Here is an 11,158-nt window from a genome sequence, read left to right as displayed (position 1 = left end):
GCGGGCCGGGGGGGAGCCGATGGCCATCGAGACCACCCACCTGTCCGCCCGGCGGTTCCCGGCGCTGCGCCGCAATCTCGTCAAGTACACCTCCCTGTACACCGCGCTCGCCGAGGTCTACGACGTCCGGCTCGCGGAGGCCGAGGAGACCATCGAGACCTCGCTGGCCACCCCGCGCGAGGCCGGCCTCCTGGGCACCGACGTCGGGCTGCCGATGCTGATGCTCTCCCGGCACTCCCTCGACGCCCAGGGCCGGCCGGTGGAGTGGGTGCGCTCGGTCTACCGCGGCGACCGCTACAAGTTCGTGGCCCGGCTCCGGCGCCCGGCGGACTGAGCCGCGGCGGCCCCGCCGCGCGGCGCCGCCCCTTGCCCACGGGCGCGCCCCGGCACGCTCCCGCGGACGCGCCCCGGCACCCGTGCGATCCGGACACCCCGGCACCACGGGCGCGCCGGCCCCCTACGGGCGCGTCCGCCCGCCACCCGCCGCACCGGCAGCGGACCCCGTCCAGCACATCGACGCCATACCGATATGCGGACGGCTGGTGACGCGCGCCACGTCCCTGGCTTAAATTCATGCCGATTACACAGGAGTTCGCCAGGGACGGAGCCACGGGCATGACAGAGAAAGCCGATTCACCGGACCGCGGACCGGTTGTCACGCCCACACGCGTGGTGGCCGGATTGTGTCTGCTCGCTCCGTTCGTGGCGATGCTGTGGGTGAGTTCGTACGCCAGGATCGAGCCGACGCTGATCGGGATCCCGTTCTTCTACTGGTACCAGATGGCGTGGGTGCTGATCTCGACCGCACTCACCTCGATCGCCTACCGGCTCGTCCGGCGTGAGCAGCGCGCCCGCAAGGACGGTGCGGACACGTGACGCTCACCGCCACCGGCCCCGCCACCGCGCAGCTCGCCGCCACCACCAAGGGCATCAACGGCGTCACGCTGGCCGTCTTCGTCTTCTTCTTCCTCGCCGTCACCGTCATGGGCTTCCTGGCCGCCCGCTGGCGACAGGGCGACCAGTCCGCCAACCTCGACGAATGGGGCCTGGGCGGACGCAGTTTCGGCACCTGGATCACCTGGTTCCTGCTCGGCGGCGACCTCTACACCGCGTACACGTTCGTGGCCGTCCCGGCGGCGATCTACGCCGCGGGCGCGTCCGGGTTCTTCGCCGTCCCGTACACCATCCTCGTCTACCCGCTGATCTTCACCTTCCTGCCCCGCCTGTGGTCGGTCTCGCACAGGCACGGGTACGTCACCACCTCGGACTTCGTGCGCGGGCGGTTCGGTTCCAAGGGGCTGTCGCTGGCCGTGGCGCTCACCGGCATCCTGGCCACGATGCCGTACATCGCGCTCCAACTGGTCGGCATCCAGGCCGTCCTGGACGTGATGGGCGTCGGCGGCGGGGCGCACACCAGCGGGTTCGTCAAGGACCTGCCGCTGCTGATCGCGTTCGGCGTGCTGGCCGCGTACACCTACTCCTCGGGCCTGCGCGCTCCCGCGCTGATCGCGTTCGTCAAGGACGGGCTGATCTACCTGGTCATCGCGGTGGCGATCATCTACATCCCGATCAGACTGGGCGGGTTCGACGCGGTCTTCCACGCGGCGGGCAAGGCGCTGGCCCAGCACGGACCGACCGGCAAACCGCGCGGTGAACTGACCAGCGGCCCCAACGCCCAGTGGGCGTACGCCACTCTGGCACTCGGCTCGGCGCTGGCGCTGTTCATGTACCCGCACTCGATCACCGCGACGCTGTCCTCGCGCAGCCGCGACGTGATCCGCCGCAACACCACGATCCTGCCGCTGTACTCGCTCATGCTGGGGCTGCTGGCGCTGCTCGGGTTCATGGCGGTCAAGGCCGGTACGGACATCAAGGGCAACCCGCAGCTGGCGATCCCGCAGCTCTTCGCGGACATGTTCCCCAGCTGGTTCGCCGGGGTCGCCTTCGCCGCGATCGGCATCGGCGCGCTGGTGCCCGCCGCGATCATGTCGATCGCCGCCGCCAACCTCTTCACCCGCAACGTCTACAAGGACTTCCTCCGGCCCGGTGCCACGCCCGAGCAGGAACACCGGGTCGCCAAGCTGGTCTCCCTCCTGGTCAAGGTCGGCGCGCTGGTCTTCGTCCTCACCATGGACAAGACCGTGGCGATCAACCTCCAACTGCTGGGCGGCATCTGGATCCTGCAGACCATGCCGGCGCTGGTGGGCGGCCTCTTCACCCGCTGGTTCCACCGCTGGGCCCTCTTGGCCGGCTGGGCGGCCGGCATGCTCTACGGCACCCTCGCCGCGTACGGGGTGGCCAGTCCGACGCAGAAGCACTTCGGCGGCTCCAGCGCGGAGATCCCCGGCATCGGCCAGATCGGCTACATCGGCCTCACCGCGTTCGTCCTGAACGTGGTGGTGGCGGTCGTCCTGACGTTCGTCCTGCGGGCCTTCAAGGCCCCCGAGGGCACCGACGAGACCTCCCCCGACGACTACACCGCCGACCTCGGCGACGAGGGCGTCACCACCGACCTGCCACCGGCCACGGCGGGGGCGCCGGCCGGGCCCTGAGCATCGTCAACTACGGCTGGGGGCCGCCGCGTTCATCAGGGACGCGGCGGCCCTGCCGCAGTCAGCCCACCCAGTCCTTGAGCGGCTCGGTGTCGAGGGTGATGTCCACGGGGTCCGGGAGGTGGAGCGGCTTGCCGAACGACACCGTGTGCACGTGCTCGTAGCGACCGCCTTCAGGCTCGCTGTACACCGACACCTGGCACGACTTCCGGTTGATCAACAGGTAGAGCGGGATGCCGGTTTCGGCGTAGACCCGGGGCTTCTCCACCCGGTGACGCCGCTCGGTGTCGGAGTCGTGGGAGGTGACACCGACGGTCATCATCACGGGCTCGGGGTCCGCCCATTCGCCTTCCCCTCCGAAGGCACCGCTGGGGGCGAGGGAACCGTCCGGATGGGCACGGCCCTTGCGGTGCGTCTGCACCTTGAGCCTCTGGTGGTGAAGCCAGAGTTCGGGACGGTGCTGCAGGCAGATTCTCGTGAGCCACTGAATGATCCGCCCGTGGTTCCCGTCCGGCAGGGGCTTGCTCCTGATCTTCCCGTCGATAAGTTCCAACCGCGCGCCCTCTTCCAGGCGGTCGAGTATCCGGGCGGCCTCTTCGAAGTGCTCGGGAGTCATGATGTGTGGCCGGTCGGTGCGCGCGGTCATGGCGCCTTCTCCTTGCTGTCGGACCGAGCAGGAACGCACGACCGACGCTAGCCGAGGCCACTGACAGACACCGCTTGATCACTCCCGTGACACAAGATGTGGGGGTGCGTGCGGGGAGCGACACAAGATGTATGCTCGTCCTCGCTGTCGCCGCAGGGGAATCCGGTGCGAATCCGGGACTGTCCCGCAACGGTATGCGTACGCGCCACCGGTCGTTCCGTAGGGCCCGGTCGTGCGTCCGTGAGTCCGAGGACCTGCCGACGGCACGTCCGCACCGCCATCGGTGCGGCGTCGACACGTCCGGGCCCCGAGGGTTGGGCCGATGGACGCCGTGCGGCCTGCCCGCGCGCCCCTGACCGTCACGGGGTGCCGCCTGCCCACGTGCGCCCGTCGCGCCGCCGCCTCTCCTGGCCCCCGCCGAGTGAGGGAGAGCATCACGTGACCATCGCGCCAACGGAACCCGCGTCAGCCGCCGAGGTCGTGCAGCCCGCGGCGGCCACGCCTCCCCCCGGCGCGGACGGGCCGGGCACCGCCCTGCTGCGCACCCTGACCGAGCTGACCGCGGATCTGCCCGAGACCGACCCCGGCAAAGTGGCCGCCGCCGCCCTGCGCGGGCGGCACCCGGGCTCCGACGAGGCCGAGTTGCGGGGGCTGGCGATCGACGCCGCGGCCGGTCTGATCGGCGACGAGCCGCAGTACTCCAGGCTCGCCGCGCGGCTGCTCACCCTCGCCATCGCCGAGGAGGCGGCCGGCCAGGGCGCGGTCTCCTTCTCCGCCTCCGTGGCGACCGGCCACCGGGAAGGGCTGATCGCGGACGGGACCGCGGAGTTCGTCCGGACGCACGCCGAGCGGCTGGACGCGCTGGTCCAGGGCGCGCTGGCGGACGGCGCCGACGACCGTTTCGGGTATTTCGGGCTGCGCACGCTGCACTCGCGCTATCTGCTGCGCCACCCCACCACCCGGCAGGTCATCGAGACCCCGCAGCACTTCCTGCTGCGGGTGGCCTGCGGTCTGGCCGAGGACGGCAGCGAGCGGGCCCTGGCGGACGTCGCCGAACTGTACCGGCTGACCAGCACGCTGTCCTACCTGCCGTCCTCCCCCACGCTGTTCAACTCCGGTACCCGGCACCCCCAGATGTCCTCGTGCTATCTGCTGGACTCCCCGCTGGACGAGCTGGACTCGATCTACGACCGCTACCACCAGGTGGCGCGGCTCTCCAAGCACGCGGGCGGCATCGGCCTCTCGTACTCCCGTATCCGCGCCCGCGGTTCGCTGATCCGCGGCACCAACGGGCACTCCAACGGCATCGTGCCGTTCCTGCGCACCCTGGACGCCTCGGTGGCGGCGGTCAATCAGGGCGGCCGGCGCAAGGGCGCGGCCTGCGTCTACCTGGAGACCTGGCACGCCGACATCGAGGAGTTCCTGGAGCTGCGCGACAACACGGGCGAGGAGGCCCGGCGCACCCACAACCTCAACATCGCGCACTGGATCCCGGACGAGTTCATGCGCCGGGTCGAGGCGGACACCGACTGGTCGCTGTTCTCGCCGGCCGACGTGCCGGAGTTGGTGGACCTGTGGGGCGCGGAGTTCGACGCCGCGTACCGCAAGGCCGAGGCGGAGGGGCGGGCGCTCAAGCAGATCCCGGCCCGGGTGCTGTACTCCCGCATGATGCGGACCCTGGCGCAGACCGGCAACGGCTGGATGACGTTCAAGGACGCCGCCAACCGCACCGCCAACCAGACCGCCGAGCCGGGCAGGGTCGTGCACTCCTCCAACCTCTGCACGGAGATCCTGGAGGTGACCGACGACGGGGAGACCGCGGTCTGCAACCTGGGGTCGGTCAACCTCGCGGCCCATCTGGGCGAGGACGGCGCGATGGACTGGGAGCGGCTGGACGCCACCGTCCGTACGGCCGTGACCTTCCTCGACCGGGTGGTGGACATCAACTTCTACCCGACCGGGCAGGCCGCCGCCTCCAACTCCCGCTGGCGCCCGGTCGGTCTGGGCCTGATGGGCCTCCAGGACGTCTTCTTCCGGCTGCGGCTGCCGTTCGACTCGGCCGAGGCGCGGGAGCTGTCGACCCGTATTTCCGAGCGGATCATGCTCGCCGCCTACGAGGCGTCCGCCGACCTCGCCGACCGGCACGGCCCGCACCCGGCCTGGTCCGCGACCCGCACGGCCCGCGGCGTGCTGCACCCCGACCACTACCCCAACGCCGAACCGCGGTGGGCGGACCGCTGGGCGGCGCTGCGCACCCGGATCGCCGCGACCGGGATGCGCAACTCCCTGCTGCTGGCCATCGCGCCGACCGCCACCATCGCCTCCATCGCCGGCGTGTACGAGTGCATCGAGCCGCAGGTCTCCAACCTCTTCAAGCGCGAGACGCTCTCCGGTGAGTTCCTCCAGGTCAACGCCTATCTGATCGAGGAGCTCAAGGCCCTGGGGCTGTGGGACGCACGGACCCGTGACGCGCTGCGGGACGCCAACGGCTCGGTACAGGACGTGACCTGGATCCCCGAGGACGTCCGGCACCGCTACCGCACCGCCTGGGAGATCCCGCAGCGCGCGCTGATCGACATGGCCGCGGACCGTACGCCGTATCTGGACCAGAGCCAGTCGCTGAACCTCTTCATGGCGTCGCCGACCATCGGCAAGCTCAGCTCGATGTACGCCTACGCCTGGAAGCGCGGCATCAAGACCACCTACTACCTGCGCTCGCGGCCGGCGACCCGGATCGCCCAGTCGGCCCGCGCCGCGACCGTCCCCGCACAGCTGCCGGTGACCGACCCCGAGGCGGTCGCCTGCTCCCTGGAAAACCCCGAGTCCTGCGAGGCATGCCAGTAATGTCCCACCCGTCGCCCGAAACGAACGCCGCGGCCGCGCACACCGCCACCACCGACGGCAAGAAGAACCTCCTCGACCCGGGTTTCGAGCTGACCCTGCGTCCCATGCGCTACCCGGACTTCTACGACCGCTACCGCGACGCGATCAAGAACACCTGGACCGTGGAGGAGGTCGACCTCCACTCCGACGTGGCCGACCTCGCCAAGCTCTCCCCCGGTGAACAGCACCTCATCGGCCGCCTGGTGGCGTTCTTCGCCACCGGTGACTCGATCGTCGCCAACAACCTGGTGCTGACCCTCTACAAGCACATCAACTCCCCCGAGGCGCGGCTGTACTTGAGCCGTCAGCTCTTCGAGGAGGCGGTGCACGTCCAGTTCTATCTGACGCTGCTGGACACCTACCTCCCCGACCCGGACGACCGCGCCGCCGCCTTCGCGGCCGTGGAGAACATCCCGTCCATCCGGGAGAAGGCGCAGTTCTGCTTCCGGTGGATGGACCACGTCGAGGAGATCGAGCGGCTGGAGACCAAGGCCGACCGCCGCCGCTTCCTGCTCAACCTCATCTGCTTCGCGGCCTGCATCGAGGGGCTGTTCTTCTACGGCGCGTTCGCGTACGTCTACTGGTTCCGGTCGCGCGGTCTGCTGCACGGTCTCGCCACCGGCACCAACTGGGTCTTCCGTGACGAGTCGATGCACATGGAGTTCGCCTTCTCGGTGGTGGACACGGTCCGCGAGGAGGAGCCGGACCTCTTCGACGACGCGCTCCGGCAGCAGGTCACGGACATGCTCAAGGAGGCCGTGGAGGCGGAGCTCCAGTTCGGCCGGGACCTGTGCGGTGACGGACTGCCCGGGATGAACACCGAGTCGATGCGCGAGTACCTCCAGTGCGTCGCCGACCAGCGGCTCCAGCGGCGGGGCTCCCCGCCGGTCTACGGCTCGGAGAACCCGTTCTCCTTCATGGAACTCCAGAACGTGCAGGAGCTGACCAACTTCTTCGAGCGGCGCGCCTCGGCCTACCAGGTCGCCGTCGAGGGCTCGGTCTCGTTCGACGACGAGTTCTGACCGGTCGCGTCCGCGCACCGTGACAGCCGGCGCGTTCCGGCCATCCGCCGATTGTGAGCGTTCGATTAGCGGGTGGCCGGACCGGCAACCGGGGCCGTCTCCACCGCATCTACGCGAGTATGGAGGGCACGAAAAAACGTCGCCGGTACCTCGACTATCCGCGCCAGGGGAAGCGGGGCCCGCGCCGCTGGCTGCCGTCCTGGCGGCTGTGGCTGGGCTGCGGAGCGTTCGCGGTCGCCTGCCTGGCGGGGCTGTTCGCGGTCGTCTACGCCAAGGTCCACATCCCCAACGAGAACGCGCAGGCCGGCAAGGAGGCCACCGTCTATTACTGGGCGGACGGCAGCCAGATGGTCAGCGTCGGCGCGGTCAACCGGCAGAACGTCACCCTCGACAAAGTGCCGGAACACGTCCAGGACGCGGTGATAGCCGCCGAGAACGCCACGTTCTACAGCGATTCCGGCGTCTCGTTCACCGGAATCGGCCGCGCCGTGGTGAACATGCTCTCCGGCGGGGACACCCAGGGCGGCTCCACGATCACCCAGCAGTATGTGAAGAACACCTATCTCTCCCCGGACCAGACCGCCACCCGCAAGATGAAGGAATTCATCATCGCGCTGAAGGTCAACAACCAGAAATCCAAACGGGAGATACTGCGCGGCTATCTCAACACCAGCTGGTTCGGCCGCGGTTCGAACGGCATACAGGCGGCGGCGCACGCGTATTACGGCATCGACGCCAAGGACCTGAATCCCAGCCAGGGTGCTTTGCTGGCCGCTCTGTTGAAGGGCGCCGAGCAGTACGATCCGGGGCTGGGCAAGGCCAATCACGAGCGGGCGGTGGCGCGCTGGAAGTGGATACTCGACCGGCTGGTCGCCACCGGGAAGATGAGCGGGGAAGAACGGGCCGAGTACCGGGAATTCCCGGAGCCGCGCCCGGTGACCAAGCCCACCAGCCAGGCCGGCCAGATCGGCTATCTCGTCGATATCGCCAACAAGTTCGTCAAGAGCGCCACCGGGCTGACCGACAAGGACCTGGCCCGCGGCGGCTACCGCATCCACACCACCTTCGACAAAACGCGCACCCGCCGCCTGGAAAAGGCCGTCGACGACGTCCGCGCCAAGAACATCGACCCTAAGAAACGCCCCGAGGACACCTACGCGGAATTCGGCGCGGCCTCGGTACGCCCCAAGGACGGCGCGATCGTGGCGCTCTACGGCGGTGCCGACGCCACCCGGCACTTCAGCAACAACGCGGACACCACCGCGGTCCCGGCCGGCTCCGCCTTCAAGCCGTTCGTGCTCGCGGCCTCCCTCCAGCAGGACGCCGAGGAGTTCGGCGACCAGCCGCACCCGGCGGCCGTGGAGAAGCGGTCCGGGGATCTGCGCGGCGCCCTGATGCGGGCCGAGAACGCGCCGTTCGTGCAGGCCGGGCAGCGCCTCGGGCTGGACCGGATCCGGGATCTGGCACTGGCCGCCGGGCTGCGCAAGGAGAGCCTGGCGCAGCTGGAGCAGACCTTCCCGCTGGGCACCTCGGCACCCAGCGCGGTCCGGCTGGCCAGCGCGTACACCACCTTCGCCAACGGCGGGCTGCACGCCGAGCCGTACGCGGTGTCGAGGATGACCTACGGCGGGCAGAGCGTCGCGGGCTTCGACCGCGGCGACCCGCAGCGGGTCCTGGCGCCCGAGGTGGCCCAGCAGGTGACGTGGACGCTGGAGGGGGTGGGCCGGCGGACGCTCGGCTCCCCGGGCGGCAAGCCCGCCGGCCGGCCGGTCGCGGCGGGGGTCGCCGAGCCCGGGGACCGGATGAAGTCGGCGTGGTTCGTCGGCAGCCCGGACGCCGGCCCCCTCTGGGACGCCGGCTCCCACGTCCGCGCCGAACGCGCCCCCGCCGCCGACAAGGGCACCGGTGACGGCGACGAGCCCACCACCGCCATCGCCCTCTTCCGGAACAAGCCGGGAGCGCCCCAGCTGCTGCCGCTGAACGGCGTCGGCGGCCCCGGCACCGGGCTGGGCACTGCCCTCCCGCCCCAGGTCTGGACCGCCTATCAGGGCACGTCGTAGGGCCTGGCCGAGGGGGTCAAGGGCGCACCACCCGCCTCTGACCCGCCGGACGGGCCCCAGGCCCCCGCGCGCCTGTTCAGTCGTTTCGGTCGTTTCCGTCGTTTCAGTCGTTGGCGACCACGGGGTAGCGCGGCTCCCGCTCGGCCATCTGCTTCAGCGCGTCCTTGCGGTCGCGCTTGGAGAGCCGGTCGATGTAGAGGTAGCCGTAGAGGTGGTCGGTCTCGTGCTGGAGGCAGCGCGCGAAGTAGCCGGTGCCCTGCACCACGATCGGCTCGCCCTTGGCGTCCCGGCCGCGGACCACCGCGTAGTCGGGGCGCGGCAGCTCGGCGTAGGCGCCGGGGACGGAGAGGCAGCCCTCGTTGGAGTCGTCCAGGACCCGGCGCCCGGCGGGCAGCTCGTCCAGGACGGGGTTGCACACCGCGCCGACGTGCCGCACGCCCTCGTCGTCCAGGCAGTCGTAGACGAAGACCTTCAGGTCCACACCGATCTGGTTGGCGGCCAGGCCGACGCCCTCGGCGGTGCGCTGGCTGGCGAACATGTCGTCGATGAGCTGCGCGAGCGCGTCGTCGAACTCGGTGACGTCCTTGCACTCCTTGTGGAGCACCGGGTTGCCGACCACGGTGATCGGGCGCGAGGTGCCGCGCGCGCGGTGGGCCTCCTCGCGCTCCTTCGCGTCCGTGACATCGTCGACGAACTCGTCGCTCACCTGCTGATCGTGCTCGTGCTGGGCCATCTCCGCCGTACGCCTTCCTGAAAACCCTGATAGTCCCGTACAGACTACGGGGACGCGCACCGGCTCTCAGCAGACCTCTTCGAGATCGCGCCATTCCCGGCTGTCCGGGCTGTCCGCGACCCAGCCGTCCAGCAGACCGCGCACCAGGGCGGCGGGCGCGGCGATCCCGCACTCGCGCTCGGGGACCCACAGCGAGCCGGAGCCGGCCGTGCGGTGCCCCAGCGGCCCGGGGTGGCCCGGTTCGCTGTGGTCGTGCGGGTCCAGGTGCTCGCCGTCGCCCTCGTCGCTGGGCATCCGGCTCTCCGAGCACGTACGGCACAGCAGCCGCACCGACGACGACCAGTCCTCGGCGGCGAACCCGGCGTCGGCCGCCAGCCGCTCCAGCGCGTCCCGGTCGGCCTCCGTGGCGGCCTCCAGGAGCACCACCCAGGTGGGGACCGGGGAGGGCGCCCACAGCTCGATCTCGTCGAAGACCGGATACGCCCGGCTGGCGCCGCCGGCCGCGGTGACCCGCTCACCGTGCGGGACACCGTCGTGCAGCACCACCTCGCCCCAGCGGCGCCCGGAGGACGGCAGCGGGATGGACAGCACCTCGATACGGGCCGGGTCCAGCCGGCGGCCCCAGACCACCTCGGCCTCGCCCTCGGGCGACAGCCGGACCGCGGCACTGCCCAGGGCCATCCCCAGCGGCTCACCGGTCGGGGAGCCCTCACCGGGCACCTTGAGGCCGTACGCCTGCCAGGCGCGGCGGGCCAGCGGCCAGTCCTGGAGGGCGGTGGCGGCGATGCCCACGTTCCACCAGTCGGGCGCCCCGGTCTCGCGGTCCAGCAGGGCGACCGCGCGGAGTCCGGCGGCCCGCGCCTGCTCCCAGTCGTGCCGGAACTTGTGCAGCAGCGCGAGATTGAACCAGGACTCCGACAGCCAGGGCTCCATGTCCGCCGCGCGCGTCAGCAGCGCCCCCGCGTCCTCGTAACGGCCGTCGCCGATCAGCGTGAAAGCGCGGTCGGTCGCCTGCCGCCACGAGGCGGAGGGCCGGTGCCGTACCTTGCCGAAGATCCTCACGATTCCCGCCTGCTGGTTGCTCTTGTGCCGCTCCGGAGGCGTCCCGGACGGTGCCCGGGACCTTCTGGGGGGCCTACTCGACAACCTGCCACAGATTGCCGTCGGGCTCAGCCCGGTGTGCTGCGCCCCCCTTGCGGCTCCTTGCCCTTCGCCGACCCCCTGAATCCCCCTTCGGGGGGCTTCCTTCGCATCCAACCATG

8 protein-coding genes, 1 pseudogene and 1 riboswitch are annotated in these 11,158 nt (G+C 70.6%); of the genes and pseudogenes, 6 read left to right on the top strand and 3 right to left on the bottom strand.

Features of this window, described 5'->3' with window-relative positions:
- The 3 genes and pseudogenes from RZ84_RS41675 to RZ84_RS24110 form a co-directional block, all read left to right on the top strand.
- Positions 1–334, top strand: a pseudogene (locus tag RZ84_RS41675) (UTRA domain-containing protein); the annotation flags it as partial.
- 281 nt (positions 335–615) lie between these two features.
- Entirely contained in the window at positions 616–876 is a 261-nt protein-coding gene (locus RZ84_RS24115; protein WP_078894137.1) for a DUF3311 domain-containing protein, read from the top strand.
- 107 nt (positions 877–983) lie between these two features.
- Entirely contained in the window at positions 984–2,552 is a 1,569-nt protein-coding gene (locus tag RZ84_RS24110) for a monocarboxylate uptake permease MctP (RefSeq protein WP_241778089.1), read from the top strand.
- Between the two features lie 61 nt (positions 2,553–2,613).
- Here the strand turns inward: RZ84_RS24110 and RZ84_RS24105 are convergent, their stop codons facing one another.
- Entirely contained in the window at positions 2,614–3,198 is a 585-nt protein-coding gene (locus RZ84_RS24105; RefSeq protein ID WP_043266035.1) for a Uma2 family endonuclease, read from the bottom strand.
- A 114-nt stretch (positions 3,199–3,312) separates the two neighbouring features.
- Positions 3,313–3,475, top strand: a riboswitch (cobalamin riboswitch).
- Between the two features lie 161 nt (positions 3,476–3,636).
- Here RZ84_RS24105 and RZ84_RS24100 point away from each other — a divergent pair.
- From RZ84_RS24100 to RZ84_RS24090, 3 genes are all read left to right on the top strand, one after another.
- Positions 3,637–6,042: a ribonucleoside-diphosphate reductase subunit alpha gene (locus RZ84_RS24100; protein WP_043266034.1), complete on the top strand. Its 2,406-nt coding sequence runs from the start codon at positions 3,637–3,639 to the stop codon at positions 6,040–6,042.
- The gene (locus RZ84_RS24095) at positions 6,042–7,103 is read left to right on the top strand and encodes a ribonucleotide-diphosphate reductase subunit beta (protein ID WP_043266033.1); all 1,062 of its coding nucleotides are present in this window, start codon (positions 6,042–6,044) and stop codon (positions 7,101–7,103) included. Before RZ84_RS24100 ends, RZ84_RS24095 begins: the two co-directional genes overlap by 1 nt.
- Before the next feature lie 119 nt (positions 7,104–7,222).
- Positions 7,223–9,163 carry a transglycosylase domain-containing protein gene (locus RZ84_RS24090; protein WP_043266032.1) on the top strand — a complete coding sequence of 647 codons (1,941 nt, stop codon included), beginning with the start codon at positions 7,223–7,225 and terminating at the stop codon, positions 9,161–9,163.
- Between the two features lie 103 nt (positions 9,164–9,266).
- Here RZ84_RS24090 and def read toward each other — a convergent pair whose 3' ends face one another.
- Entirely contained in the window at positions 9,267–9,896 is a 630-nt protein-coding gene (gene def, locus RZ84_RS24085; RefSeq protein ID WP_043266031.1) for a peptide deformylase, read from the bottom strand.
- A gap of 66 nt (positions 9,897–9,962) precedes the next feature.
- Positions 9,963–10,958 carry a tetratricopeptide repeat protein gene (locus tag RZ84_RS24080; protein ID WP_043266030.1) on the bottom strand — a complete coding sequence of 332 codons (996 nt, stop codon included), beginning with the start codon at positions 10,956–10,958 and terminating at the stop codon, positions 9,963–9,965.
- Positions 10,959–11,158: the final 200 nt, after the last annotated feature.

This window comes from Streptomyces sp. CT34 (genome assembly GCF_000805335.1).
GTDB lineage: Bacteria > Actinomycetota > Actinomycetes > Streptomycetales > Streptomycetaceae > Streptomyces.
The sequence above is the reverse complement of the archived record's forward strand: the minus strand, read 5'-3'. Positions and strand labels throughout refer to the sequence as shown.